Origin of the sequence: Clostridium sp. AF27-5AA, from assembly GCF_003478415.1 — a bacterium.
In the GTDB taxonomy this organism is placed as follows: Bacteria; Bacillota; Clostridia; order Lachnospirales; family Lachnospiraceae; genus Otoolea; species Otoolea fessa.
This window is the reverse complement of record NZ_QUFH01000001.1, coordinates 238,475-264,247: the sequence shown is the minus strand read 5'-3', so window position 1 is coordinate 264,247 and position 25,773 is coordinate 238,475. Positions and strand designations below refer to the sequence as shown.

General features: G+C 44.1%; 27 protein-coding genes and 1 pseudogene. 14 read left to right on the top strand and 14 right to left on the bottom strand.

Annotated elements, in window-relative coordinates:
- The first annotated feature begins 6 nt into the window (after nucleotides 1-6).
- From aroB to DWY89_RS01265, 7 genes are all read left to right on the top strand, one after another.
- Nucleotides 7-1,116 carry a 3-dehydroquinate synthase gene (gene aroB / locus DWY89_RS01295; protein ID WP_118523343.1) on the top strand — a complete coding sequence of 370 codons (1,110 nt, stop codon included), beginning with the start codon at nucleotides 7-9 and terminating at the stop codon, nucleotides 1,114-1,116.
- A 22-nt stretch (nucleotides 1,117-1,138) separates the two neighbouring features.
- Nucleotides 1,139-1,663 (top strand): signal peptidase II, encoded by a 525-nt coding sequence (gene lspA, locus DWY89_RS01290; protein WP_106999863.1) that lies wholly within the window; start codon nucleotides 1,139-1,141, stop codon nucleotides 1,661-1,663.
- Complete coding sequence (locus tag DWY89_RS01285; protein WP_106999864.1) at nucleotides 1,660-2,583, top strand: RluA family pseudouridine synthase; 924 nt, start codon at nucleotides 1,660-1,662, stop codon at nucleotides 2,581-2,583. The genes lspA and DWY89_RS01285 overlap by 4 nt, the downstream gene beginning before the upstream one ends.
- A 161-nt stretch (nucleotides 2,584-2,744) precedes the next feature.
- Nucleotides 2,745-3,392, top strand: coding sequence for a cytidylate kinase-like family protein (locus DWY89_RS01280; RefSeq protein WP_022358645.1), 648 nt, complete (start codon nucleotides 2,745-2,747; stop codon nucleotides 3,390-3,392).
- Nucleotides 3,393-3,536: 144 nt separating this feature from the next.
- Nucleotides 3,537-5,393 (top strand): NlpC/P60 family protein, encoded by a 1,857-nt coding sequence (locus DWY89_RS01275; RefSeq protein ID WP_118524298.1) that lies wholly within the window; start codon nucleotides 3,537-3,539, stop codon nucleotides 5,391-5,393.
- Between the two features lie 333 nt (nucleotides 5,394-5,726).
- Nucleotides 5,727-6,566, top strand: a complete 840-nt coding sequence (locus tag DWY89_RS01270; protein WP_117795381.1) for a tRNA 2-thiocytidine biosynthesis TtcA family protein — start codon at nucleotides 5,727-5,729, stop codon at nucleotides 6,564-6,566.
- Nucleotide 6,567: 1 nt separating this feature from the next.
- Complete coding sequence (locus DWY89_RS01265; protein WP_117795383.1) at nucleotides 6,568-7,623, top strand: tyrosine-type recombinase/integrase; 1,056 nt, start codon at nucleotides 6,568-6,570, stop codon at nucleotides 7,621-7,623.
- 262 nt (nucleotides 7,624-7,885) lie between these two features.
- Here the strand turns inward: DWY89_RS01265 and DWY89_RS01260 are convergent, their stop codons facing one another.
- From DWY89_RS01260 to DWY89_RS01220, 7 genes and pseudogenes are all read right to left on the bottom strand, one after another.
- A complete protein-coding gene (locus DWY89_RS01260) occupies nucleotides 7,886-8,248 on the bottom strand; it encodes a helix-turn-helix transcriptional regulator (protein ID WP_118523346.1) in 363 nt (120 codons plus the stop codon).
- Between the two features lie 277 nt (nucleotides 8,249-8,525).
- Complete coding sequence (locus DWY89_RS01255) at nucleotides 8,526-8,813, bottom strand: DUF4491 family protein (RefSeq protein ID WP_110436407.1); 288 nt, start codon at nucleotides 8,811-8,813, stop codon at nucleotides 8,526-8,528.
- Between the two features lie 175 nt (nucleotides 8,814-8,988).
- Nucleotides 8,989-9,264: an Ada metal-binding domain-containing protein gene (locus DWY89_RS01250; RefSeq protein WP_233430145.1), complete on the bottom strand. Its 276-nt coding sequence runs from the start codon at nucleotides 9,262-9,264 to the stop codon at nucleotides 8,989-8,991.
- A gap of 548 nt (nucleotides 9,265-9,812) precedes the next feature.
- The gene (locus tag DWY89_RS01240) at nucleotides 9,813-10,184 is read right to left on the bottom strand and encodes a DUF2500 domain-containing protein (RefSeq protein WP_118523348.1); all 372 of its coding nucleotides are present in this window, start codon (nucleotides 10,182-10,184) and stop codon (nucleotides 9,813-9,815) included.
- Between the two features lie 288 nt (nucleotides 10,185-10,472).
- Nucleotides 10,473-11,075 carry a Type 1 glutamine amidotransferase-like domain-containing protein gene (locus tag DWY89_RS01230; protein WP_007888235.1) on the bottom strand — a complete coding sequence of 201 codons (603 nt, stop codon included), beginning with the start codon at nucleotides 11,073-11,075 and terminating at the stop codon, nucleotides 10,473-10,475.
- A 270-nt stretch (nucleotides 11,076-11,345) separates the two neighbouring features.
- Entirely contained in the window at nucleotides 11,346-11,483 is a 138-nt protein-coding gene (locus tag DWY89_RS14285; protein ID WP_181357141.1) for a hypothetical protein, read from the bottom strand.
- Between the two features lie 132 nt (nucleotides 11,484-11,615).
- Nucleotides 11,616-11,726 (bottom strand): annotated as a pseudogene (locus tag DWY89_RS01220) (AraC family transcriptional regulator); the annotation flags it as partial.
- Here DWY89_RS01220 and DWY89_RS01215 point away from each other — a divergent pair.
- Entirely contained in the window at nucleotides 11,714-11,896 is a 183-nt protein-coding gene (locus tag DWY89_RS01215) for a helix-turn-helix domain-containing protein (RefSeq protein ID WP_333491415.1), read from the top strand. The pseudogene DWY89_RS01220 and the gene DWY89_RS01215 overlap by 13 nt on opposite strands.
- 366 nt (nucleotides 11,897-12,262) lie before the next feature.
- On the opposite strand, the gene DWY89_RS01210 is transcribed toward DWY89_RS01215, so the two are convergent.
- The 3 genes from DWY89_RS01210 to DWY89_RS01200 are packed head-to-tail and all read right to left on the bottom strand — an operon-like array spanning nucleotide 12,263 to nucleotide 14,384.
- Nucleotides 12,263-12,694 carry a secondary thiamine-phosphate synthase enzyme YjbQ gene (locus DWY89_RS01210; RefSeq protein WP_106999876.1) on the bottom strand — a complete coding sequence of 144 codons (432 nt, stop codon included), beginning with the start codon at nucleotides 12,692-12,694 and terminating at the stop codon, nucleotides 12,263-12,265.
- A complete protein-coding gene (locus tag DWY89_RS01205; RefSeq protein ID WP_106999877.1) occupies nucleotides 12,684-13,550 on the bottom strand; it encodes an amidohydrolase family protein in 867 nt (288 codons plus the stop codon). The genes DWY89_RS01210 and DWY89_RS01205 overlap by 11 nt, the downstream gene beginning before the upstream one ends.
- A 33-nt stretch (nucleotides 13,551-13,583) precedes the next feature.
- Nucleotides 13,584-14,384: a PfkB family carbohydrate kinase gene (locus tag DWY89_RS01200; protein WP_118491397.1), complete on the bottom strand. Its 801-nt coding sequence runs from the start codon at nucleotides 14,382-14,384 to the stop codon at nucleotides 13,584-13,586.
- A 673-nt stretch (nucleotides 14,385-15,057) separates the two neighbouring features.
- Here DWY89_RS01200 and cobI point away from each other — a divergent pair.
- From cobI to DWY89_RS01175, 4 genes are read left to right on the top strand one after another with little or no spacing between them, the layout of a single operon-like run.
- Nucleotides 15,058-15,753, top strand: a complete 696-nt coding sequence (gene cobI / locus DWY89_RS01190) for a precorrin-2 C(20)-methyltransferase (RefSeq protein ID WP_329750926.1) — start codon at nucleotides 15,058-15,060, stop codon at nucleotides 15,751-15,753.
- On the top strand, nucleotides 15,746-16,588 hold the full coding sequence (locus tag DWY89_RS01185) for an ABC transporter ATP-binding protein (protein ID WP_117795395.1): 843 nt from the start codon (nucleotides 15,746-15,748) through the stop codon (nucleotides 16,586-16,588). Before cobI ends, DWY89_RS01185 begins: the two co-directional genes overlap by 8 nt.
- Complete coding sequence (locus tag DWY89_RS01180) at nucleotides 16,579-17,322, top strand: ABC transporter permease (protein ID WP_243022655.1); 744 nt, start codon at nucleotides 16,579-16,581, stop codon at nucleotides 17,320-17,322. The genes DWY89_RS01185 and DWY89_RS01180 overlap by 10 nt, the downstream gene beginning before the upstream one ends.
- A gap of 24 nt (nucleotides 17,323-17,346) precedes the next feature.
- Entirely contained in the window at nucleotides 17,347-17,898 is a 552-nt protein-coding gene (locus DWY89_RS01175; protein WP_117795399.1) for a hypothetical protein, read from the top strand.
- 206 nt (nucleotides 17,899-18,104) lie between these two features.
- On the opposite strand, the gene DWY89_RS01170 is transcribed toward DWY89_RS01175, so the two are convergent.
- Nucleotides 18,105-20,354, bottom strand: a complete 2,250-nt coding sequence (locus DWY89_RS01170) for an alpha-galactosidase (protein WP_117795401.1) — start codon at nucleotides 20,352-20,354, stop codon at nucleotides 18,105-18,107.
- A gap of 183 nt (nucleotides 20,355-20,537) precedes the next feature.
- A complete protein-coding gene (locus DWY89_RS01165; RefSeq protein WP_242995699.1) occupies nucleotides 20,538-20,840 on the bottom strand; it encodes a LysM peptidoglycan-binding domain-containing protein in 303 nt (100 codons plus the stop codon).
- 977 nt (nucleotides 20,841-21,817) lie between these two features.
- Between DWY89_RS01165 and DWY89_RS01160 the strand changes: the two genes are divergently transcribed.
- Both DWY89_RS01160 and lexA read left to right on the top strand, forming a co-directional pair.
- Nucleotides 21,818-22,732 (top strand): hypothetical protein, encoded by a 915-nt coding sequence (locus tag DWY89_RS01160; RefSeq protein ID WP_118472347.1) that lies wholly within the window; start codon nucleotides 21,818-21,820, stop codon nucleotides 22,730-22,732.
- Nucleotides 22,733-22,914: 182 nt separating this feature from the next.
- Complete coding sequence (gene lexA / locus DWY89_RS01155; RefSeq protein WP_022359416.1) at nucleotides 22,915-23,532, top strand: transcriptional repressor LexA; 618 nt, start codon at nucleotides 22,915-22,917, stop codon at nucleotides 23,530-23,532.
- 186 nt (nucleotides 23,533-23,718) lie between these two features.
- On the opposite strand, the gene fliB is transcribed toward lexA, so the two are convergent.
- Both fliB and DWY89_RS01145 read right to left on the bottom strand, forming a co-directional pair.
- Nucleotides 23,719-24,873, bottom strand: a complete 1,155-nt coding sequence (gene fliB / locus DWY89_RS01150; protein WP_118472348.1) for a flagellin lysine-N-methylase — start codon at nucleotides 24,871-24,873, stop codon at nucleotides 23,719-23,721.
- On the bottom strand, nucleotides 24,861-25,556 hold the full coding sequence (locus DWY89_RS01145) for a TMEM165/GDT1 family protein (RefSeq protein WP_118467698.1): 696 nt from the start codon (nucleotides 25,554-25,556) through the stop codon (nucleotides 24,861-24,863). The genes fliB and DWY89_RS01145 overlap by 13 nt, the downstream gene beginning before the upstream one ends.
- Nucleotides 25,557-25,773 lie beyond the last annotated feature (217 nt).

The window sequence follows — 25,773 nt, the reverse complement described above, 5'->3', positions numbered from 1 at the left end:
AAACAAATGACAGCTGTAAAGAATGAGAAAATGAATCGCGTAACCGTTCACCTGGACGAGAAGCCGATCTATGATATTGTGATGACCGAAGATTTTTCGGCACTTCCGGGTGAAATCGAAAAACTCTCCATTTCAAACCGCCGTCTCTGCATCGTGACGGATTCGAACGTAGAAAAATTATATCTGAATGAGGTAAAAGAACTTCTGGCGCCGTGCTGCAAGACGGTAATTTCGTTCGTATTTCCGGCGGGCGAGGAGCACAAAAACCTCGACACCGTCCGGGATTTATATGAGACCTTGATTTTGAACCATTTTGACCGCAACGATATGCTGGCAGCACTCGGCGGCGGAGTTGTGGGCGATCTCTGCGGATTCGCGGCGGCGACTTATCTGCGCGGCGTTGCCTTCATGCAGATTCCGACGACGCTTCTTTCCCAGGTGGACAGCAGCATTGGCGGCAAGACGGGCGTTGATTTTGACGCGTACAAAAATATGGTTGGCGCGTTTCATATGCCGAAGCTGGTATTTACCAATATCAATACGCTTCAGACGCTTCCGGACAACCAGTTTTCCGCCGGTATGGGCGAGGTTATCAAACATGGTCTGATCAAGGATGCGGCATATTATGAGTGGCTGCTTGAAAATGCGGCAGATATCTGGGCGAGAAAGCCGGAGGCACTCCGCAAGACAGTGACCTGGAGCAATGAGATCAAGCGTGCTGTGGTAGAGAAGGATCCGACCGAAAAAGGCGACCGTATGCTCTTAAACTTTGGTCATACGCTGGGACACGCGATCGAGAAGCTGAAAAACTTTGAACTTCTGCACGGTGAATGCGTGGCACTCGGCGCGCTGGCAGCGATGAAGCTGTCGGAAAACCGCGGCATGATCAAACCGGAGGAAACAAACCGCTTCAAAGAAGCACTGGGAGAATTCCATATCGGTACGCAGGTATCCGGGCTTGAGAAAGATGCGATTGTGGCAGCGTCCAAGAACGACAAGAAGATGGATTCTGGCATCATCAAATTTATTCTCATTCATTCCATCGGCAACGCCTACGTGGATCGCACAGTAACCGAGGACGAGATGAAACAGGCACTCGATCAGGTGCTGGTATAATAGCAGGAAAGGAATCAGGTGCATGAACACGAAATTACGACAGTTCTTTATCTTTTTTATCGGGCTGGGAGTCAGCATCGGACTGGATCAGTTTACAAAACATCTGGCAGTTGTCCATCTGAAAGGGCAGAAGCCATTTGTGCTCATTAAGGGTGTGTTTGAATTTTATTATTCTGAAAACCGCGGCGCTGCTTTTGGAATGCTGCAGGGACGGCAGGGATTCTTCTTCCTGATTGCAGCGGCAGTCATTCTGGCAGTGTTGTGGGCGGTTTACCGGATGCCGGCAGGGAAACGGTATCTGCCGCTGATGTGCAGCTTGTTTCTGCTCGTATCAGGCGCAGTTGGCAATATGATCGACCGTCTGACACAGAAATATGTGGTGGATTTCCTGTATTTTAAGCTGATTGATTTCCCGATTTTTAATGTGGCAGACTGCTATGTGGTGATCGCGACTTTCTCGCTGATCCTTCTGTTTTTCTTCTTCTATTCGGATGAGGAACTGGAATTTCTTTCTTTTAAAGGTGCGAAAAAGGAGTCGGGGCGATGATGCAGGAATATCTGGTTCCAGAAGAGGCGGCTGGAACCCGCATCGATAAATTTCTGGCGGACGCCTGCCCGGATCTGTCCCGTTCCTTTTTGCAGAAACTTCTGAAAGAGAGCAGCGTGACAGCAGATGGAAAAGCGGTTAAAAGCAGTTTCAAGGTAAATGGCGGGGAAACTATCGCCTTTGAAGTTCCAAAACCGCAGGAGGCGGCGATCGAGGCGGAAAATATCCCGTTGGACATTTTGTATGAAGATTCGGATATAATTTTAGTCAATAAGCCGAAGGGGATGGTTGTCCATCCGGCGGCAGGGCATTATACGGGGACTCTGGTCAATGCGCTGATATACCATTGCAAGGATCAGCTCTCCGGCATCAACGGAGTCATGCGCCCTGGGATCGTCCATCGGATCGATATGAACACGACCGGTGTGCTGGTGGTGTGCAAGAATGATTTCGCCCATAATTCACTTGCAGAACAGCTCAAGGTGCATTCGATCACCCGCGTGTATTATGCCATCGTATTTGGCAATCTGCGCGAGGATGAGGGCACTGTCCATGCACCGATCGGGCGTCATCCGACGGATCGCAAGAAAATGAGCATCCACTCCAAACAGGGGCGCGATGCGATCACGCATTACCGCGTACTGGAACGCTTCGGGGCGTATACATTTATCGAGTGCCGCCTGGAGACGGGACGCACACACCAGATCCGCGTCCATATGGCAAGCATCGGTCATCCGCTTCTGGGCGATGAGGTGTACGGTCCGGCGCGGCAGCCATTTTCACTGGAAGGACAGACCCTGCATGCGGGAGTCTTAGGCTTTATCCATCCGCGGACCGGAGAGTATGTGGAGTTTTCTGCGCCGCTGCCAGCGTATTTTGAAGAACTGCTGGAGAAGCTGCGGAAAAAAGCTGGAAAGTAAAAGTAACGTGAATAGTAAGATCGTTCTAATTCGTATACACATTCTTTTCAGATAGTTTATTTCTGTGTCGCTAAGAAATACCTTTTATTCCGAAAAAATGATGACTTTTCAGATAGCTTGTGTTATAATAAAGGCAGAACTTGAAAGGAGTTGAGGGAGACATGAAAAAAAATTTAGTAATTACAATCGGTCGCGAATGCGGCAGCTCCGGAAGAGCGATTGGACGAAAACTGGCGGAATCATTGGGAATCAAGTGCTATGATAAAGAGCTTCTTGCACTGGCAGCGAAGAACAGCGGTCTCTGTGAAGAGCTTTTTAAGACGCATGATGAGAAACCAACCAACAGCTTCTTATATTCACTGGTAATGGACACCTATTCGATGGGTTATAATACATCGGCTTATATGGATATGCCGATCAACCACAAGATTTTCCTGGCACAGTTTGACACGATCAAGAAACTGGCAGATGAAGAATCCTGTGTCATTGTAGGACGGTGTGCGGACTATGCGCTGGCAGATTATCCGAACGTAGTGTCTGTTTTCATCTGTGCAGATGAGGAAGTGAAGATTCAGGAATTGATGAAACGTCACAATATTACCCGCGATAAGGCAAAAGATGTGATGATCAAGACCGATAAGCAGCGTTCTGGTTATTATAACTATTATTCCAGCAAACGCTGGGGCAGCTCCAAGAGCTATAACCTCTGCATCAACAGCAGTGTCGTAGGCATCGACGGTGCCGTAGAAATTATTAAGGAATTCGCCAAAAAGAAACAAGAATTTCTTAAGATAAACGAGAACGCATAAAAGTATAATTAAAACCGGTGTGTTTGAATTTCTGGTGAAGAATCAGAAAGGACGCATCGGTTTTTTGCGCCTGGATGTTTTGAAGATGAGATTGCGTTGGGGTATAAAAACAAAATAGTTACTTAAGATTTTGAATGTAGATACATGAAGAAAATGATGATGAAAGAAAGACATTCTTATATAATCCGAACGGCGCTCATGGCGGCATCGGGTATTTTATTGTGCGGGATTGCCGAAGCAGTGCGCCCGGAGGTGGATTTATCAGTCGATGTGCCTGCTGATAAAGTTGTGATTGCAGATGGAATTTTAGACCAGGAGACACAAAATGATACAGACGAATCCTTCTGCGACCGTCTGATGAAGAAAATGGTACACCCGATTCACATGGCATCCCGATTTTTAAATGGTCTGGGGGCAGACTCAGAAGAATATGTTCCGTCGGAAACGGAGTATAACCTGATGGCGCTCCGGACGGAAGAGAGCGCTGTTGATCTGTCTGATCCATTGGCGGCATTTGAGTCTCTTCCATGGTATAAACTTGCAAAACGATTCCGGAGTATGGGGACAGAAGATACCTGGGGCGCGAAGATGTACGAAGCGCTTGGAACGCGGGATGCACAGTGGATATCGGAGATCTACGGGTGGATCCAGACGACACCGCTTACGACTTCCCAGAAAATGGGGCTGCCAGCTGCACAGGTACTCGGCAGCTATGATCCCTCCAATCCAGAGCATAACGCGCAGGATCCGGCGAGCTGGGTAGTTCCAACTTGGAAAAATATCCGTTTCCAGATATGCGACGGAGACGGAAAGCCGACGTCCCTCGCATCCAATGCGACCGATATTTTGTCCATGGCAAACGTATATACATATAGCCTGGACTGGAAAAATACAGACCTGTTCAATACCTATATCAATCAGCTCTGGACCAGTTCCCACCAGTACCACGTGAGCATTAGCAATGTGTATTACTGTGAGGGCTGTACAGAACTGCCGGACGAGCCGGCGACAGAGGAAACAGCAGATGACGATGTGGAGAGCGGCAGTGCAGCAGGAGAGGCATCCTCGGAGGCTTTAGATGCCCAGGGCGCAGGAGACGGTCAGACAGCGGCAGAGGAGCCGTTAACGGAGAGCGAGGCGGCATCCACAGCAAATAATTATGTCAAACCGGCACAGGGACCGGGGGCTTCCACACAGGAGCAGGCAGCCGAATCAAAAGCGGCTGCGTCCCCGTCAGAGGCGACGTTCAGTGCGGAGAGCGCTGCGGCAGTTACATTAAATGAAAACGGAAAATATTGCCCGGGACACGTTGATCTGACCATTACCGTTAAGACAACCGGTCTGAAAGAGAAGCATAATCTGTTTGCGCTCGATGGAACGGGAAATCAGACTGTCGGGAATTGGCAGGGTTGGACGGAAGAAAAACAGACAGCCGCCCAGACACTCGCTGCTCAGGATTGGCAGGAAATGTACGGGCTTGCCAGTTCAGAGTTTGCACTCGGGAATCCGCTGACACCGGCAGAAATTGCGTCTTACCTGGATTTACTTCCAGAGGATTTATCACCGGAGCGGCGTGCCGTTATCACATGCGCGCTCAATTCCGTTGGCAAGATTCCATATTATTATGGAGGAAAACCGAGTACAGCAGGACTTTCCGGCAATCATTTTGCCAGCGTGACAAGCCCGGATTACAAGGGACGGATTTTGTCAGGGCTTGACTGTTCTGGATGGGTCAACTGGGTATACTGGACCGCGCTTGGCAATAGAATGGGTGCCGCCAGCACCTACGAGATTGTGCGGACAGGACGGGCGATCAACAGCGCAGAGCTTCAGCCGGGCGACTTGCTTGTCCAGCTTGGCGGTAATTCGCACGTTGTAATGTTTTTAGGCTGGAACGCAGACGGAACCATACTGGGCGTACATGAATCCGGCAGTGCAAGCAATGTAACGGTCGGAAAGGTCCATACGGTCTGGCCGTATTACCGGGCGTTTTTGGATTAAGAAGTGAATAAAGAATAAAATGAATATGAATTAGTCATAAGGGATTTTGAGCTGGATGGATGTTGCCTTTGTTTTTTGCTGGAGTGTTTGCTGGTAAATGGCAAAGGCGGCATCCATCCATTTTGTGTTTAGGTTTGTTTTTATGCTGAAATACGATATTGAATAATTCATAAAATGATTTATTTACAAATAAAGGGAAACATGGTATGATAGGAAGATAGATAAAACTATTCGTGAAAGCCTACTTTATCGAATAGTTTGAAATGTAAATATGTGTATGCACTTAATCTATTTGCTAAACTATTCATTCGTTATATTTGAAAGGATGTTCTCATGAAACTTCAACGTCTTCTAAGTTTAACCCGCCAGGCGGTTGATGACTATCGTCTGATTCAATCCGGCGATAAAATAGCTATCGGTATTTCTGGCGGTAAAGACAGCCTAACACTTTTATATGCTTTACAGGGGCTTCGTCGGTTTTACCCGGAACCATTTGAACTTTGTGCTATTACAGTTGATCTGGGCTTTCAGGCACTTTCTCCGGAGGTTTCGAACCGGTTGTCGCCGACGCTTTCATCGGATGCGGCTGCATTTGATTTAAAACCGGTTCAGGAGCTTTGTGATGAATTAAACGTGCCCTACACGGTCGTTCCGACGGAAATCGGCAAGATTCTCTTTGAAACCCGTCAGGAATCCAATCCATGTGCGCTCTGTGCCAAGATGCGAAAAGGCGCTTTAAATGAAGCAGCTCTGAAACTTGGCTGTAATAAAATCGCCTATGCACATCACCGTGACGATCTGATCGAAACCATGCTTTTATCCTTGATTTATGAGGGGCGTTTCTATTCCTTCTCGCCGAAAACCCATTTGGACAAAACGGGATTGACGCTGATCCGCCCGCTGATGTATGTCCAGGAAGCCGATGTGATCGGATTTAAAAACAAATATCATCTTCCAGTCTGTAAAAATCCATGTCCCGTAGATGGAAAAACAAAACGCGAGTATGTGAAACAATTAACAAGGAAACTCAACCATGATTCACCGGGGGTAAAGGATCGCTTTTTCCATGCGATTATTGATGGAAACAATCCCGGATGGCCGGAACGGACCGATCAACACCTGAAAAATTTGATACATTCGGACCTTTCATCATCACCAAAGGAGGAATTGTGATATGGCTGCACTCTCCTACCACGAACAGGAAGACATCGAAAACACAAAACGAATCCGAGGCATTCTGAAAGAGCTGCCACCGTTCTGTACCGATTTCTTCCGCGGCATTGAACCTCGTACATCAGCGCGCACCCGGCTTGCGTATGCCTATGATTTAAAGACATTTTTTGATTTCCTGAAACAAGCAAATCCAGAGCTTAAATCAAAGAAGCTGCGCGATTTGCCGCTCTCTCTTCTGGATGAAATCAAATTGATGGATCTGGAAGAATATATGGAGTATCTGAAATGTTATTCGACCGAAAAACGTGAGGATCTGATGAATACAGAGCGGGGTATCATGCGGAAAGTATCGACGGTCAAAAGCTTTTACAACTATTTTTACCGGACCGAGCGGATTCAGAATAATCCCGCTTCTCTTCTGCAGCTTCCCAAGATTCATGAAAAAGAAATTATACGCCTCGATGTTGACGAGGTGGCGCGTTTCCTGGATGAGGTTGAGGATGGCGAATGTCTGACCGAAAAACAGAAAGCCTACCATGCAAAGACCAAGCTGCGAGATCTGGCGATGATGACGCTTCTGCTTGGTACGGGGCTTCGTGTATCAGAATGTGTCGGACTGAATATCAACGATGTTGATTTCCGAAACGGTGGTCTTAGGATTCATCGAAAAGGCGGAAAGGAAGTCATCGTATATTTTGGTGCCGAGGTAGAATATGCGCTTCAGGACTATCTCAGCGAGCGTGAACATATTGTCCCAGAGGAAGGCAGCGAAGAAGCACTCTTCCTCTCCATGCAGCGTAAGCGCATTAACGTACGCAGCGTGGAAAAAATGGTCAAAAAATACGCACAGCTCGTCACACCGCTAAAAAAGATCACGCCACATAAACTCCGCAGCACCTACGGCACGAATCTGTACCGTGAAACCGGCGATATTTACCTCGTCGCAGATGTTTTGGGACACAGTGATGTCAATACGACGAAGAAGCATTATGCGGCGCTGGAGGATGAACGGCGGCGAAGCGCAAGGAATAAGGTGCAGCTGAGAGAAATAGAGTAAAGGGCAAAAAGGCAAAAAGTAAAAAAAATTTTTAGGTAAAAAAGGCTAATTTCGTACTTTATTTCCGTGTAAAGTGAAAATAGTATTTTGCTAAAATAAAGTTTAAAATTCATATTTGCCAAGTAAAAACCGATGACCTCGACTGCTTATAGTCTATGCCATCGGTTTTCCTAGTTCAAGCACTCTCACTCTGCTTCATCTGTGTCTCAATAACTTCGTCTAAGTTGGCTGCTGTAGTTTGTTCACTCATAGCCTTCTGCCTCTAATAATAAACACTGCAAAGGTTTAAAATATCCTGCAACAGATCATACTCCATCTTTGCCTTATCATTCATTTGATAATTTATCAGAGCCTTTTGCGAGTACATCGCATCTACGCTTTGCGTTTTCGTTGAAAATTCCATCAAAGTATCCGGGCCAATGCCCAAACTGGTAAAAATTTTATTCAAATGCTTATCGAATGAGCTTTTACTATCTGTCTCGCCATTTAAAATTTTATCTAAAGTAGGTCGAGAAATTTCTGTCTTTTTGCAGAACGATACCTTAGAGAATCCATTGCCACTGATGTAGTCCTTTAATTTTATTCCTGTCAGTTTTCTCATTTCAAAAAGTTCATCAAAACGCACTCTCTATCTCTCCCAGTAACAAATTGTCAATAGTTTTTTAATCACTTTTCTTAAAAAGGCAAAAAATAGAACGTATAGTAAACGCTATGGTGCGTTGACAACGTATAGATTATTTTCATACGCTCTATCTCTCATTTCGTAAACGTTCCATAGCAAGTACCTTGCCAGCCCAAAGTGCTGCAACATGGTTTTGCAAGCAATAATCCGCAACGTTCGCTCCTCCAGTATTCACCTGTAATCTCCATACCGCCATCTTCTCATCTCCCCGCTTTCTTCTTTAGTGCTTATCCACCTTCCGCTTCGGGAACCATCCTTTTGCCACTCTTTTTTCCTGTTCTTTCAGTTCCTTAATGCTCCAAAAGCAACTGACGCCCAAAACACCCAGGGAAACCGACCAAAGTATTTCCTGCATTCTTACGGATAGAATCATACACAAAATGCCCACCAGCAAAAATACCGGCCAACAGCGGCTTCCAAAGTAATACTCCGCATATATAACAATAGGATGGAACAATCCAATCAGAAAAAAGGTAAGCACACCAATCAATATCCCACTAAAATTCATCATAACTCCTTGTCCTTTTCCTTATACAAACAGCACATTATCGCAGACCGGCGCAACTTATCTTCTGCGTGCAACAGTCGCCCTCAACAGCATATCCAATATGCGCAAAGAAGAAGTATTGCAATATAGAACTACAACCTTCCTCTTCCATATTTTTTAAATATCTGACACATTTTTACGGATTGCATTTTTTACACGGATCATAACCTGCAGCAATCAGCGCATCCCTACTCTCTGATGAGGATTTTTTATTGCTCTCCTTCATCTGTTTGACCGATGAACAGGACGGCCGATGAAATTTCTTTGTATTGGTATTGAGGATATAGGATTCCGTGCTGGTCTGCTGAGAAGCTGCCTGCGTAACAGCCTGTGTGGCCTGCTCTGTTTCTGCCGTCTTGTTTGTTCCAGAAGCCGAGCTGTCACCCGTCGCATAATTGATGTTAAAGGTCACTTTACCCATTTTGAGGGATGTAAAGTGACCTTCTCTTAGTCAAATATAATGCCGTTCCTTTCTTCGAAAACCTTTACAGAAAGTACAAGCATCCATGTTTCGTTTTTGATAAAGAATCCGTTGCTTTGGTGAGCACTTATAATCGTGTGCACACACTGGGCATGTCCAACAAACAGGTGTTATGCAATTATCCAAAATCTGATCAGGATCACATAACAAATAGTTATCCAAATGGTTCCACTCATTCATTAAATCTGGATGCAATACGGCAAAGGAATTAACACCCGGAAGAACTTCTTTCATTGAACAATACACACAATCCACGTTTCCCGTTGCCATATCTCGAATAGAACTTATATATTCGCCACCACAATCAGGGCATTTCCAGAGTGCTCGGTAACATGAATTATTTAAATAATGTGACATTGGTTCTTCATTATTAGAAGACCATCGCGACATTAATTCTGGATTCGTTAACTTGAATTGACATAAACTTTTTCTTAAAATCACCTCCTCGTCTACTTTCTTTCACACTATCACCTCCAGAATCACACGCGCTCAAATGACAGATATCTCGTTCCCTGAAACGTAAGTTTCCCAATGTCGCCTTCCGCCAGCATTCCATATTCTCTGCCAGAAACCGACAGTTCCATCCGGTCACCGCTCTCTACCTGAAACGTGACATAGTAGCTGGTACTTGAAGTCGAATGGTAGCCATGAGTTCCAGACAGGTCACCCGCATTTGCATGGCCATGATGTGTGATATTTTCACGCTTTGAGACAATGGTTGCACTCACCGATAAACGCGGTGACTGATTGTTTTTATGCCATGTTCCGATTCCTGTCACAAACTGGAAGATGATCATGCCAAAAACCATTACGAAGATAATCGGAAACATAAACTCAAACAGCATAAACATATAGCTCACCTCTTCTTCATCTTTCGTCCAATGATTACTCTGAGCACAAAACATACGACAATCACGAAAAGCGAGGCAGCGATATACAGTAATGCTTCTGTATACCACGGTGCAGAATACGATTCGTATAGTTTCGGAAAGCGCTTATACCCATAGAAATCCATACCCGTTTTAATCACAATTATGTAGAAACTCGCATAGATAATATATTTTAATAAATCGTATAGTCCATCGTCTCCGCGATATTCTGTTTTAACCTTTTAGCATCGGCAAACTGGAATTTTCAAATTAGTCTTTGCAAATAACCTTTGAATCTTCACCATCAATTACAATTCCCTGACGGTTGTTAATTGGGCATAGATTCAAATCCGAAAACTCAGTCATTATTTTCTCGGTAACTTTCTTAAATGGTGCTGTAAGATAATGCGGAAGAACATAGAAATCAATCAAATCAATCCCTGCATCATCTTCTTGTGAGTAGTCCTCCGGCTTTTCATCCATTTGCTCGATATATTGGATGCTTGGAGCGCATATAATTGCGCCTGCCGACTCGCCGATCATCAATTTTCCATTTGCCAATTCCTTTTTCAGCAGTCCATCAGTTCCCGTTTTACGGAGCTGGTCCATAAGAAAGAAAGAATTTCCGCCGGTAAAATATATCACATCTGCTTCTTCAAAAACAGACTGTATCGTTGAATAAGCCTCCGTTGAAATATCAATTTCAGTTACGATTGCTCCCAACTTTTTGAATAATTTTCGAGCCGAGCCGACATAACCGGTGTAGCCTTCACGCAGTGAAGCTGTTGGAATAAATGCGACTTTCTTATTTTCAATTTCTTCCTTTATCAGACTTCCTACACTTGAAAAGTGCGAACATAAAAATAGTTTCATCAATATTCTCCTTTATAAATCCCGACTTGTTACTCACATTATATCATATTTTTTCTTCAGTTACATCCACCAAATTTTAGTACACTGCCATTCGGCTTGCTTCTGTAACCGGCATCCGTTTAATCTTCTCCTGCATTGTTTCCTTTGTATCTTCATTGATTTCTATACGGATTTCCCTTATGTTTTGATTAAGAATGCCCTCTCAATGTATGAAAGGCCGGTTCAATTATATGTGTCTATTTTAATTCTGGAAACAGTTTCTCCAATTCTTCATGAAATGTCCCATTCCTTAATGGTTTGCCGCAGCGTCTCGATGGTCTGCGTTTTCTGCTCATTGATGTTCCGGTTTACAGCCTGCATTTCTTCCTCGGTTGTAGTAGATTCCTGCCAGCCTCTGTTCACGATCATTTTTCTGGATCTTCTGTTGGTTCTGGAAGTCTCCGGCTGCTTTTCCTATAACGGTATGGGTTTCCGTCTGAAACTTCCGTTCCGGATTTTTCTTTGTGGATACAGAAAGCTCTTTTCCATTAATAGAACCGTTTATAACAACATATCTTTCACGCATTTACTCCGATAGTCACTCGGCGATATTTTGTATCTTTCTTTAAATGTTCGGTTAAACGTTCTTTGACTTTCAAATCCACTATCCAGTAGGAATCCGAATCACCAATGCTCAGATTTTACTTGAAACAACAACTTATTCCATCAATGAGATTTCTAAGATGGTCGGATATGATAACCAGCTTTATTTCAGCCGACTCTTCCACAAGCTAAAAGGATATTCACCTAGAGAATACCAAAAGATAAGAAATAAGTTTTGAAAACCATAATATTATAAGAATCCAATTTATTTAAAAAGAGGATTAAAAATGTTACATTCCTAGTTTTCTTATCACAAGTTGCTTCTAATACATGATTCCCCTTAAATAAAAGATAATATAAAAAGGTCACTTTACCCATTTTGAGGGATGTAAAGTGACCTTCTCTTAGTCAAATATAATGCCGTTCCTTTCTTCGCAAACCTTTACAGAAAGTACAAGCATCCATGTTTCGTTTTTGATAAAGAATCCGTTGCTTTGGTGAGCACTTATAATCGTGTGCACACACTGGCATCGAATTCGATACAGAAGAATAGCGCCTCACTTTGGCAAAGCAAGGCGCTATTCTCTGTTACAGGAAAAATCAGGTTATTCTCCCATGATCTGAACCGTATATTTTCTTATCTTCAGTCCATCGAACTCCACAAAATAAATATCCTGGGCACTTCCGCCCGCTGTTTTTCCATCTATTACCGGAAGCACACAATGATTTCCGCAAAGCATTGACTTCAAATGTCCCGGGGCATTTCCGCTGCAGGTTCCATAGCTTGGGAGCATATGGGTATGCACGTAATCTCCGTCTGTTGGTATCAACCGTTCCAGCGTCAGTTCAATGTCCTTTTCCACACAGGGAAGGCTTTCATTTATCATAATCGCCGTAGTCGTGTGCATGGATATGACAAAAACAACTCCCGCTGTGATTCCGCTGGCAGCCACGTCCTTTTGCACCTGATCTGTGATTTTTACCATTTCAAATTCCTGTCTGCTGGCAATTTCATGCGTATAAGATTTAATAATCATAGCCTCTTCCTTTCATTCCCAGAAACACTTCCGCATTCTCTCCCAGGATTTTTTTCAGCACATCTGGACGAAGATTTAGTTTTTCCAGACCGTCCTTTGTTCTGACCTGGCGAAATCTGGGGAGGTTGGATCCATACATCACCTTATCCATCAGATTATTCTGCAGCCATCCCGGAGCCATATTTTTCAAGAAAATCTGTTCATAATAGTTTTTGGGGCTGTCCATAAATACCGTCGCCGTATCTGTATAAACATTGGGATACTTTAACAACAGCATGCACAGCTCATCCACCCAGGGCCATCCCAGATGCGACAGGCAGAACCGAAGCGTCGGATATTCCACGGCGATATCTTCAAACAAAATCGGACGTGTATATTTTGACGGGGAATCCGGTTCCCAGCTGAAGCCGCTGTGAAACAGCACCGACTTGTCATACTTTGTGCACAGATCTAATAACGGTTTTAACCGTCTGTCATCCGGATACATATTTAAATGGGATAAATTCAGCTTCAGACCCATCAAATTCAGCTTTTCAAACGCGTCCTTCAGTTTTTCTGCCGCACATTCCTCTCGCGGATCGACACTGGCAAAGCCGATAAAGCGTTCCGGAAACAATTCTACGATCCTCTTTACTTCTTCGTTTGACACAATCGGCTGTCCCATCGATGCAGAATAATCTTCCGCAAGAATTACCGCCCGATCCACTCCGGCATGATCCATCACGGCCATGACCTGCTCCATGGGCACAGGAGATGATTTGTACAGGCCAAACGCCTTCTTTCTGAAATTTACCCTGTCCGAATCTGTACAGATCGGCCCAAATAACACCGGGTGTACATGTACATCAATAATCACGAAACGACAACTCCTTTCTCTCCAAAGCTTCCTTTACACATGATAAGGTTCAAATATACTGACAATCTCAGCAGCCTTTTTCGCGCCGGAAAGCATACATTCCGGTATGCTTCTGCCCCGAAGAACTCCGCTCATAAAGCCGGCGCCATAGGAATCTCCCGCGCCTACGGTATTCACCAGCTTCGGTGCCGGTATGCACGGCTGTCGATAAAACTCTGTTCCGTCAAAAGCCAGAGAGCCTCCTTCCCCAAACGTGGCAAGCAGCACCTCGGCTCCCATAGAACAGCCCATCCGCAAAAGCTCTCTTACCTCCTCGGTTTCCTCTTCAAATGAAAAAATACCATAATTGATATTTTTTAGAATGGTCGGAACATCCTCATGCCGATACCGCTTAGAAAAATCAAAATAGATCTTCGTTCCCTTGCTTCTCATGTCCTTCAGCAATCCTGTCACATTCCACGAAAGATCGGTATGAATGTAATCCTGTGTCCGGATAAAATCCATATCCTCTCCCGTTGGCTGATATGGAATCATGACTCCTTTTTCCGCCCTGTGATGCACCCGGTCTCTGCCATTTAACAGCATCTCTATCACTGCCGTCTGTCCCCCGGGAACAATGGTAACATGTCCGGTATCTACCTTCCTTTTCTGACACGCTTCCAGCATAGACTGTCCATAGGCATCATCTCCAATCGCCGTCACCACGGACGGCACAAGCTCGGGAACCAAATCCATCAGATTAAACATCAGATCGATTCCATTGCCTGTCGGGTAACTGATATTTAAGTTTTTGTATACATCAATACAGGTGAATCCTACCGCTGCAAACCGCATAACTGCTCCTCCCTCTGTTTATCTTCGTCACTGCATATACATTTTTAAATTCCGTACATTTTTCTTATCATATTCAAACGGATTAAAATAATATGCGGCATCTGCTCCAAGCATTCCGGCATACGCTGCAAAATTCAGCGCCTGCCCCCCCCAGGAAACATGGTTTTTAAATGGATGTACTTATCACATACATTGTCCCCAATCCCTATTACCTTCATTTTCTTAGCTCCTTTAGTCGAATTCCTCTTCAATCGATTGATTATATATCATTATATAATGTTATATTATCATATTAGTGTTTCTGAATCATTTTGTCAATAGGATTTTATAAAAAAACAAGAAAAAAATGCAGCCACATTGAGCCTGCGCTCAACATGTCTGCATCATTCCTTTTTCAAATGAAGCGATTTGAAAATGTACTTTATTCTGTTTCGAAATAAAGTACATTCTGAAATAAAGTACATTTTGAAATTTTTGTACTTTATGCTATAATCCTTGTATCTAAGCCTTTTATTAACCACTAACTATAAAGTACAAAATTTTTTACTTTTAAATTTTTCGATGAAAAAGGCTAATTTCGTACTTTATAAAAAAAGCAAAAAAGGCATCGTACAAAAATTTTAAAAGTTGAACAGTTACAATTTCTCACAGTTTTCACAGAAAGGAAATGTTTATGATAAAAGGAACCTTATATGGCATAGGAGTAGGTCCGGGCGATCCGCGGCTCATGACGTATCTGGCAGTTGACACGATTCAGAAGTGCCCGGTGATTGCGGTACCGGCGGATGGAAAGGAAAATGCAGTTTCCTATAAAATTGCCAGCGGGATCGTGGAAAATCTGGATGAAAAGGAATGCTTAAACCTCACTACTCCGATGACAAAAGATAAAGCTGTTTTAAATGCAGCATACCAGGCTGCCTCGAATCAGATTATAGAGCAGCTGGAACAGGGGAAGGATGTTGCCTGCCTCACGCTCGGAGATCCAACGATTTACAGTACCTATATTTATATCCATCGGGTTGTAAAAGCACATGGTTATGCAACTGAAATCATCAATGGCATTCCGTCCTTCTGCGCGGTCAGCGCCAAGCTTCAGGACAGTCTTGTTGACCGCTCAGAACAGCTTCATATTATTCCGTCCACTTATGATATTGAGGCGGCGCTGGAACTTCCAGGTACCAAGGTTCTGATGAAAGCAGCTTCCAAGATGCCGCTTGTCAAGGCGACCCTGAAAGAAAAGCATATGACAGGTACCATGATCGAAAATTGTGGTATGCCAGAGGAGCATATTTATCATAAAATCGATGAAATTCCAGATCGGGCAAGTTATTATTCGATTATTGTCGTGAAGGAAGGGAACCATGATTGAATTAAAGCATCTTACAAAAAAATACGATCATTTTCTAGCGGTCGAGGATCTGAACCTGAAAATTGAGACAGGAGAGTTCTTTGGGCTTTTGGGACCGAATGGTGCCGGAAAAACGACCACCATCGGAATGCTCTCCACTCTCCTGCTTCCGACTTCGGGTGAAATCTGGATCAACGGAGAGCTGCTGACACGTCAGAAAAATCAGCTGAAACAAAAACTCAGTGTCGTTACGCAGGAATACTCGATGCGTCAGGATATGACGATGAACGAGATTATGGAATATCAGGGACGTCTTTATTATATGCCGATCAAAAAGATTCGGGAGCGGTCAGAGGAATTGCTGGAATTCTGCGGGTTGATCGATTATCGGAAGAGAACCGTCCGAAAGCTTTCCGGAGGCATGAAGCGGAAGCTGATGGTCTGCCGGGCACTTTTAACGGAACCGGAAATCCTTTTTCTGGATGAACCGACTGCAGGGATGGATGCATTTGCCCGCCGTCAGATGTGGAATCTTCTGAAAAAGCTGAATCAGCAAAAGCTTACCATTCTTCTGACAACGCATTATATGGAGGAAGCAGAAACGCTTTGTGACCGTGTCGGCTTTATGTGCGGTGGACGTCTGGAGGAAACAGATGCTCCGGGGCATATGATAGAGACGCTGGGGCGGTATGCGGTCGATGAGACTTTACCAGATGGGCTGAAATCACACTATTTTCATGGAAAGGAGGAGGCAATTCAGTATTTGTCCGCGTCAGAACAGGAAACAGCGCTTCGCAGTACGACATTGGAAGATGTATTTCTGGAGACAATCGGGCAGCAGCTGGAATGCCGGTAACAATGGGTATCCTTACTGTGTTATGGGAAAAATGGGTAGAATTCCGGCGGGATTTTTATAAAATCACGCTTGCTGCCATGATTGCCCCTCTTTTATATATTCTGGTGTTTGGTCTTGGAATCCAGACCATGTCGCACGGACAATCGTATCTGAACTTTCTGATTCCGGGTGTAGTTGCCTTAACGACCATGAACGGCAGTTTCAATGCTATCGCCCAGAACTTAAACGTCCAGAGATTATACGAAAAGGCATTTGACCAGGTCATCATCTCTCCTACCCCGCTGTGGCAGTTCATCGCGGGACAGATCATCGGCGGAAGCCTCCGGGGATTATATGCGGGAGCCGTGATTATTCTTCTGGTTTTGCCGATCGGAACGGGGCTCTGTTTTAACGGCTGGTCGTTTCTTCTGATGTTTTTGAACGGCTCTGTGTTTTCCACAATTGGAGTTGTGGTATCCTTTTATGCCAAAAACCATGCCGATGTACCGCGTTTTTCGAATTATGTGATTATGCCGATGGCATATCTGTGTAATACATTCTTTTCGGCCCAGAGTATGCCAGATGGTCTGCGCCAGGTGATTGAATATCTGCCCTTATCGCAGACCAGTGCGGCGCTTCGCAGCATCGCCAATCATGAGGCATTTTCTTATACGACGATTGGAATCCTGCTTCTGTATCTGGCGTGTTTTTCGGTTGCTGCGTCCTGGTTTCTGTATAAGAAAAAGAATTTATAAACACGGGGTAAGGAGTTTCTATCTATGAAAAAAATAGGTTTCATTCTTCTGGGAATTATTTGTATCTTATTTAACAGCCGGTGGGCATTGACGTCGCAGGCGGCTGCTGGAACGCCGCCTTCCCTGGAGGATGGTGAATATGCCATCGAGGTAACGATGACCGGAGGCAGCGGAAAAGCTTCGATCCAGAGTCCTGCTCTTCTGACGGTGACAGATGGAACGGCATACATATCCGTCACATGGAGCAGTTCCAATTATGATTACATGGTGGTAGATAATAGAAAATACGAGAATGAAAGTGCCAAGGACGCAAACTCTCATTTTACGATCCCTGTTTTGGATCTAACAAAAGAACTTATAGTCAGGGCGGATACACTGGCGATGGGAACGCCTCATGAAATCGAATATACTCTTCAATTCAATACCGCGTCGATTGCGTCTAAGAGTACACTTCCGCAGGAAGGAGCGAAACGTGTGATGATGATGGCAGCCGTTATTATTATCGGTGGCGGGATTCTAAATCATATCATAAATGAACGCCGGAAGCGGGATTATACGGGGAAACGCCGGACTTAAATTAAAAGGGTTTCGTAACTGGTCAGTACCTTCACAGTCACGCGCAAAAATCCATTAAAAATTGCCTACGGCAATGGGATTTTTGCCTGCTGACCTATGTTTTTGTACGGTCAGCGCAGTAAATGTGCAGACCTACTGAACAGTTACAGGGATTCTTCTTTAGAAAATTAGATTCGGAAGAATCCCCTTTCAATGCTTTTATTTTATTATTCAGCCGGCTTTTGTAGATAAAACAGGCGAGAATCAAAGTCGCAGCTCTCTCTTCTACCATCCATATACTGTCCGGAAGAGGCGTCACTGGTAATCAGTCCTAAATTCATCAGTTCGTCGCCATAGTGGGTGCTTACGGCACTTTCGTGTCCTTCTGTATATTCCGTGACATTGTAAAGAACGGATTCTTCCAGTCCCTGTAAATACAGCCGCGTAAACGGACCATTGGCGACATTCAGTGTCCGATACCAGCCGACCAGGGCTTCTGTGCGGTCTTCACTGACTACCATCCAGGCAGTGATATTGTTTTCAAACGGACTGGAAAGTCTGTAAAAAGTACCATACTGAATCAGGGACCGGTGCTGTTTCATAAAGGCTGTCTGAATTTTTAATTCAGATAGCTCATCTTCTCCGAGCTGTGTCAGATCCAGTTCATAGCCGAAAGTTCCGAAGAACGCGGTATTGGCACGTGTCCAAAGCGGCGTCTGACGATGAAGCTGATGGTTTGGAGAAGCAGATACATGAGAGCCCATCGAGCTAATCGGATAACCATAGGAAGTACCGTATTGAATCCGCAGACGTTCAATCGCATCTGTATCATCGCTGATCCAGCCTTGCGGTGCGTAATACAGCATACCTGCATCAAAACGCGCTCCACCGCTGGCACATGATTCGAACAGAATGTCCGGGAAACGTGTTGTCAGCCGTTCATACATCTGATAAACACCCAGAATGTAGCGGTGAAATACTTCTCCCTGCTGTCTGGCGGAAACGCCTCTGCTCCATACATCACTGAGGCTCCGGTTCATATCCCACTTGATATAGGAAATGGAGGCGCTTTCCAGAATCGATGCAATCTTTTCATAGATGTAATCAAGGATCTCCTGCCGGGAAAAATCCAATACATACTGGTAACGTCCGTGACAAGGCGTTCGCCCTGGAACCTGGAGGATCCAATCAGGATGCGTGCGGAATAAATCGGAATCGGCATTTACCATCTCCGGTTCGATCCAGAGACCAAACTTCATGCCGAGCGCTTCTATCTTCTGTGCCAGTCCGGAAAGACCGTTTGGCAGACGGTCACGGTTTGCCTCCCAGTCGCCCAGTCCGGCTTTTGAGCTGCTTCTGGCACCAAACCAGCCGTCATCTAAAACAAACAGCTCTATGCCGCATTTCTGCGCTCTGGAAGCCAGCTGTAGAAGTTTTTCTTCGGTAAAATTGAAGTAAGTTGCCTCCCAGTTATTGATCAGGATTGGGCGCTCGCGATCACGCCAGTACCCCCTTGCCAGTCGGCGCCGGTACAGCCGGTGTAAAGTCTGGCTCATGTCGTTAAGTCCCTGAGAGGAGTAAACAAGCACTGCCTCCGGAGTCTGGAAGGTTTCACCAGGGTTCAGCTCCCAGCTAAAGCCAAACGGATTAATTCCTATCATAAGACGGGTGGTTCCATGTGACTCCACTTCTGCCTGAGCCAGAAAATTACCGCTGTAAATCAAGCTGCAGCCAATGGCTTCTCCCTGAAATTCGTCAGCCGAAGGGCGTTTTAAAATAATGAACGGATTCTGCTCATGGGAAGAATGTCCCCGGGTGCTGTCAATCGCCTGAATGCCATACTCAAGCCTGCGTGTGTGGAGTGCGCGCTCTCTCGCCCATGCCCCAGAAAACTGCATCCACTCATAATCGTGGTCAGGAAGATCCAGGCAAAGACTCATCGCGGTCTGAACCTGTACAGAAATGTCTCCCTGATTGGAAATAGAAGCACTTCGGGCAATGACACCGCCCTCGACAAATATTGTATATAAAAGATGCAGCTCCAGATTAGTATGGGTATCTTTTAACGTAATAATAAGAGTTTCAGCTTCCCCGTCCTGTTCAGTATAAGTAGCGGGAAGTCCCGGCAGTTTTGGCTTTCCGGATGTAACCTGATATCCAGTAAATTGAAAATCTGAATAGGTACTTCCATCATTCTGGAGAATCTCTACTGCCGGATGCCGGTAATCACCGCTTCCGTAAGTACCGTACTCCAGCTTAATATGTCCAAGTGAAAAGGTGCGATCGTTTTCATAGAGATAAGATGCCATGTCTCTGGGAGCTAATTCAAGAAGGTATGAGAAATCTTCCTTGTCACGAATCTTTTTCCCATAATACAGCTGTCCCATATGTCCGTTTGGAAGAACCATCATGATATAGCTGATGGTCTGGTTATATAAATGAAATATCTTCGATGATTCGTGATATACAATACTCATATCCTTATTTCCTCCTGTTCATCTGTCGCTTGTCATTTAATCAGATATAGACTGCTTGCTAAACTTTATTCTACCAGAAAATAGATTAAATGAACAGACTACGGACAGGAATATGGAAAATTCTATAAATTTGATTTTGTCTCTGTTATCGGTTGTGTGTACGTGTATGTGAACGGTAACGATTTATTTATAATAACGAATGGTCAGGTAATGCCCTGCGTCAATATGGTCATCCGAAAGACTGTTCATCTGGCGCAGCTCCCGTACATACTCCTCAACTGACTCCTCCGAATCTGCACAATATGTCTGAGCAATGCTCCAGAGCGTATCTCCATCTTTCAGATGAATACTGGTATAGTACTTTTCCGGTCTAGTATTTGCTTCTTCCTCAGCCATCACATACATCAGACTCCGTCCAAAAAAGCCCGAAAGCAGCATGATGAAAACAACAGCTAAAACCATAACACCTTTTTTCAACGTATACATTTGCAATCTTCTCCTCTCGTGTTTTGTTGGAATCGTCTTTTTGTATTCAAATCTGTTCTTAAAGAATGAGAAGAGATTTGAATATTATAAAAATGTCAGGAACATTTGTTCTGTATGGTTACATTATACGACACGAACAAATGTTTGTCAATGGTTTTGAAAGAAAAAACAAACATTTGTTCGCAGTTTGCTACTGTTCCCGCATACGTGCCCAGTAACGAAATTTGCCGTGGCTTCGCATTTAAATACGGCAAATTTCTATTGCCACCACCTTTTCTTACGGTACTTTCGGTTTCAAAAGTGCCGTAAGAAAACGCGGCTTTGCTCGTAAGCAGCAGACACCTGCTTCCTATAAAAATCTAAATACTTTAGGTATATAGATTTTTATAGGGAATCATACATATTGCACAAAACTGCGCTGCTATTTCTGGCAAATATGTCCATAAAAGTCGATAAAACTATTCGCGAAAGCATCCTTTCACGAATAGTTGATAGTTTCATTCCTATTTTTACTACTGAAACCATAATCTATGTATAACAATAATCATGTATAACATATATATAACATATCACGGAATCAGATTGACGCTCTTGTGGTTTCATGATAATCTATATACATAAAATAAAGTATGACGCAATTTGAAATTTCAGTTTAAATCGAACGTTATAAGACTTGGCGCATGATCTTTGCAAAGCACTTCTTTGAAATCAGTTTGATAAGCAGAGTATTATATCGCGTAACTGTCTACATGAGTATGAACAGTTACCACCTCGCAGCAAGAATGTCAGGGTATTAAACAAACAGGTAATTGTTCAGTACCTTCACAGTCACACGCAAAAATCCATTAAAAATTACCTACGGCAATGGGATTTTTGCCTGCTGACCCATGTTTTCGTACGGTCAGCGCAGTAAATGCGCAGACCTACTGAATAGTTGCATAAACAGTTACAAAAAAATAGATTGGAGAATATAGAATATGGGAGAAATTAAACAGGCAAACTTTCGAATCGATTCCGATACAGCGGATGCTTTCCGTGCATTTTGCGAACAAAAAGGAATGAACCAGGCCCAGGGCTTTGATCATGTGATGCAGGTGTTTGAGTTAAATCAAGCCAAATCCTCAATTCCAGGGAGAAGCGTCGAGATTGAGGAGTTTGAAACCATGGTTAAGTCCATTACCTCCGCATATCTGTATAGCTTGGAATTGAACCAGAATGCAGAAGCCAGAGCACGGGAGGAGTTCTCTTCTGAACTCCAGAGAAAAGAACTGCGCCTCACAGAGTTACAGAAAAAAGTGGAACAACTTCAAGCAGAAAAGAAAAAAATGGATGCGGAGTCCGCTTTGCTGACCAAGCAGGAACAGGCACTCACCGAACAGCTAGAATCGCTCAGAAAAGGTGCTGCTGACCAGGAACAGATCAACCAGATGCTGAAGGAGAAACTAGAAGAGGCACAAAATCAGCTGAAGAAAAATGAACATTCAAAAGAATCAGAAGAAATGCTTAAGAATGAGCTTTTGCAATGCAAACAGGAGCTTCATGATACTGTACTTGCTCTCTCTCACTCTCAGAAGGAACAGGAGGTAAAGTCAGAGTCCTATCAGCATGCATCCGATCGGATTCTGGCACTTGAAACTGAAAATAAAGAACTACAGCAGAAACTCACAGAGCTTACCCAGGAATTATCAAAACAAAAAGCAGATGCTGATATGGGTCTTCAGCAATGCAAAGCCCAGGCGGAGCTTACGATGGAGCGCGCACTATTCAAAAAAGAACGGGAAATGCAGGAACTCCTTCGTCAGGCGGACAAAGAAAATGCCCGTCTGGAAGTGCTGCTTGAGCAGGCAAGAGAACAGCTTAAAAAAGAAAACATTGATAAAGACGAACAATAGTTTGCATTTTGCCCGAACATATGTTACTATATATAATATAATAAGGGCTTACTATAGGCCAAACCTTTCAGTGATTCAGCTGCTGGTCCCATCAGGTGGGCGTTCGACTTGTATCCTGCCAGAATCACTGTATATCCGATATTAAAAACATTTTATATACTTCATCGACAGGAGGAATCTATATGGCACAGGGACGTATTACAGATAAACAGAAAGAGATCTTGGAATTTATTAAAGCATGCATTTTAAAGAAAGGTTATCCGCCGACGGTACGTGAAATTTGTGAAAAGGTACAGCTTAAGTCTACCTCTTCTGTCCACTCTCATCTGGAACAGCTTGAGAAGAACGGATATATTCACCGGGATCCGACGAAACCGAGAGCCATCGAGATCGTTGATGACACCTTTAACCTGTCCCGCCGTGAACTGGTGAATGTACCCCTTATCGGTACTGTAGCAGCCGGTGCGCCGATTCTGGCTGATGAGAATGTGGAGAACTATTTCCCAATTCCGGCAGAACTGCTTCCGAACAGCGAAACTTTTATGCTGAAGGTTCGCGGCAATAGTATGATCGATGTGGGCATCTATGACGGAGATCGTGTTATCGTGGAACAGACCAGTGTCGCAGAGAATGGCGAGATCGTGGTTGCACTCATCGATGATTCAGCTACCGTTAAGCGTTTCTTCAAGGAGAACGGTCACTATCGTCTCCAGCCGGAGAATGCAACCATGGATCCGATTATTGTGGATAAAGTACAGATTCTTGGCAAAGTAATCGGTCTGCTGCGCCTTATGCGGTAACCTCTTGATTTACTGACGCTTACCTTTTGCTTATTATCATGAAAATGACAGAAGCATTATGTGGCAAAATTTAACTCAAAAGCTCTATGCTATTCGTTGACGTCCGGAGATACGGTACGCTCAATTTTATAGAATAGAGCTTTTTTGTTCGTATGATTCATTTTTGCAATATGCTTCTTTCGGTGATTAAACCGGCGCATACCGCTCAAAAAGCCAGTCTTCCAGTGCATTTAAGTTATCATCGGAATGTTCTACTTCCCGGGCATATCTCCAGGAGATTTCTTCCACATCCTCCATGGAAAGTTTCTTTCCATTTTCCAGCCATCGGACCATCAGAAATTCCTGTATCCAGCGGACAGAGAACAATGCCAGTTCCATCTTGGAACAGACCATATCGTCGTAGACAGCCCCGCAAAAATAGGTATAGACAAAAAACATTAAAAGCTGCTCGCCCAGATTTTCCCATTCTTCTTTGTGACTTCCTAAGCTTCCATATGCCTTATGAAATTCTTCGCAAATTTTATGATAGGTTTCCTCACTTCCCTGATACAGCCACTTTTCAGCACCATCCAGCACATCATCCCATTCCGGACGCAGGCGTTCCAGACCGCGTAGTACCTGCAATTCTTCTATCTGGCGTGCCCACCGATGGAGAGATGCTGCATCAATGCCTTTTTCAGCAAGACTTTCTGATACAAATTCCTGAAGTTTTTTTCTCTGATGATGAGCTTCACAGTTTCGCAAAAGTTCATCAATTTCATATTCCTTCTGCTCTTCCACCCGGATCTGATATTGTTCTGTCAGCTGTTCGGATGCCGACATTCGGAGTGTCAGAGGAAGGGATCGATCCTGTAAAATCGAAAACAGAACATCTCTTGTATCTTCCAACTGGGAAAACATCATAAAATCGAATTCTTCAAAATCGTCCTCCAAATCGTCCTCTTCTTCCAGAAAACGGACCGGTTCTTTACAGGAAAGAATGATTCTAGCCGCCTCCGGACAGGACAGGGAAAGAGACAATTCCCGAAGTCCCTCGTATTCTTCCGTATGTCTCGGGTACATCCGGCAGGTATCACAAAGAGAATCTGGTCCCAGTGCTTTATAAAGATCGCAGAGATTTTCTTCATTTAAAAATGCACAGCGCCGATTGTTCTGGTAAAAACATTCTTCATCCCAGTCAATAGAATTGCGTAATCGCGTTCCGAACTCGCTCTTTTCATTTCCATATCGCTCCAGAGAGGTTTCATCAATCATGATCTGCCATCCGGCACAGCAGCTATCCGGACAATCTCCTGCTGTACAGACAAATTTATCATAATAATGTGGTTTTAAATATCGCATTTATTTTCCTTCTTTCTTTTTATATAGATCCAGGCACATAAGGCAGTAAAAATAACAGCCGCAGCAATCCATACCGGCCATACCGGAATCGGACAGACTCTTGCGTTCATCATGTTCAGTCCCTGATGAAGTGTGAAAGCACCAAATATGGAAAAAATAACAAATGCCAGTGTATTCAGCAGCCCATCGGGAGTTTTGCTCTTTAAAAGATATCCAACCAGCATTCCGAGAATATCCGCTGCAAAAAGTCCCAGAGAGCACCCAATCCATACAACAAAGGCTGATTTCATGCCTTCATTGGCTCCGAACGTGATGGCTGTAAGCTGAGTCTTATCTCCCAGTTCTGCCACAAAAAATGTACAAAAAACAGCTAAGGGTGCGAACTGAATCTTTGATTTACCGCCCTCATCCTCTTCTTCTTCATCATCACCGGCAAGAGTCGATGCGGCGAAATACAGAAATGCAAGTGCTGCAATCATCTTAATAAGCCAGTCAGGAATAAATTCACTGACAAGTCCGCCCGCCAGAACCGCAAGACCATTCAGAACAAGAATCGCCGCCGCAGTTCCTAGTATAATATCTCTCAACTTATATTTTGAAGTGAGAGCAATCAGCATAAGCTGGGTTTTATCGCCCATCTCTGCGATAAATTCTGTAAAAAACACTTTAAAAAACAGCATCATTTTTCATTTCCTCCTAGATGTAATGCATGTTCCCTCACCGCTCACTGTCGATTATGATGTCCTCCCTTTTTTGCATCAATGCACAAAAGAAAAACTCATGTATATCAACTGACAGCTATGCATGATACAAAAACTGTCGTCCATCGATATACATGAGTCTCATTATTTAAGATTTGCCAGATTATACAGTTGCTATAATCAGAATGTTGACAAACCA

Bases quoted from the DNA above. Each gene is read 5' to 3' on its own strand.
- aroB (WP_118523343.1), top strand. From the start codon at position 7: ATGACAGCTGTAAAGAATGAGAAAATGAATCGCGTAACCGTTCACCTG.
- lspA (WP_106999863.1), top strand. From the start codon at position 1,139: ATGAACACGAAATTACGACAGTTCTTTATCTTTTTTATCGGGCTGGGA.
- DWY89_RS01285 (WP_106999864.1), top strand. From the start codon at position 1,660: ATGATGCAGGAATATCTGGTTCCAGAAGAGGCGGCTGGAACCCGCATC.
- DWY89_RS01280 (WP_022358645.1), top strand. From the start codon at position 2,745: ATGAAAAAAAATTTAGTAATTACAATCGGTCGCGAATGCGGCAGCTCC.
- DWY89_RS01275 (WP_118524298.1), top strand. From the start codon at position 3,537: ATGAAGAAAATGATGATGAAAGAAAGACATTCTTATATAATCCGAACG.
- DWY89_RS01270 (WP_117795381.1), top strand. From the start codon at position 5,727: ATGAAACTTCAACGTCTTCTAAGTTTAACCCGCCAGGCGGTTGATGAC.
- DWY89_RS01265 (WP_117795383.1), top strand. From the start codon at position 6,568: ATGGCTGCACTCTCCTACCACGAACAGGAAGACATCGAAAACACAAAA.
- DWY89_RS01255 (WP_110436407.1), bottom strand. From the start codon at position 8,813: ATGAATTTTAGTGGGATATTGATTGGTGTGCTTACCTTTTTTCTGATT.
- DWY89_RS01240 (WP_118523348.1), bottom strand. From the start codon at position 10,184: ATGTTTATGCTGTTTGAGTTTATGTTTCCGATTATCTTCGTAATGGTT.
- DWY89_RS01230 (WP_007888235.1), bottom strand. From the start codon at position 11,075: ATGAAACTATTTTTATGTTCGCACTTTTCAAGTGTAGGAAGTCTGATA.
- DWY89_RS14285 (WP_181357141.1), bottom strand. From the start codon at position 11,483: ATGATCGTGAACAGAGGCTGGCAGGAATCTACTACAACCGAGGAAGAA.
- DWY89_RS01210 (WP_106999876.1), bottom strand. From the start codon at position 12,694: ATGATTATTAAATCTTATACGCATGAAATTGCCAGCAGACAGGAATTT.
- DWY89_RS01200 (WP_118491397.1), bottom strand. From the start codon at position 14,384: ATGCGGTTTGCAGCGGTAGGATTCACCTGTATTGATGTATACAAAAAC.
- cobI (WP_329750926.1), top strand. From the start codon at position 15,058: ATGATAAAAGGAACCTTATATGGCATAGGAGTAGGTCCGGGCGATCCG.
- DWY89_RS01185 (WP_117795395.1), top strand. From the start codon at position 15,746: ATGATTGAATTAAAGCATCTTACAAAAAAATACGATCATTTTCTAGCG.
- DWY89_RS01180 (WP_243022655.1), top strand. From the start codon at position 16,579: ATGCCGGTAACAATGGGTATCCTTACTGTGTTATGGGAAAAATGGGTA.
- DWY89_RS01175 (WP_117795399.1), top strand. From the start codon at position 17,347: ATGAAAAAAATAGGTTTCATTCTTCTGGGAATTATTTGTATCTTATTT.
- DWY89_RS01170 (WP_117795401.1), bottom strand. From the start codon at position 20,354: ATGAGTATTGTATATCACGAATCATCGAAGATATTTCATTTATATAAC.
- DWY89_RS01165 (WP_242995699.1), bottom strand. From the start codon at position 20,840: ATGTATACGTTGAAAAAAGGTGTTATGGTTTTAGCTGTTGTTTTCATC.
- DWY89_RS01160 (WP_118472347.1), top strand. From the start codon at position 21,818: ATGGGAGAAATTAAACAGGCAAACTTTCGAATCGATTCCGATACAGCG.
- lexA (WP_022359416.1), top strand. From the start codon at position 22,915: ATGGCACAGGGACGTATTACAGATAAACAGAAAGAGATCTTGGAATTT.
- fliB (WP_118472348.1), bottom strand. From the start codon at position 24,873: ATGCGATATTTAAAACCACATTATTATGATAAATTTGTCTGTACAGCA.
- DWY89_RS01145 (WP_118467698.1), bottom strand. From the start codon at position 25,556: ATGATGCTGTTTTTTAAAGTGTTTTTTACAGAATTTATCGCAGAGATG.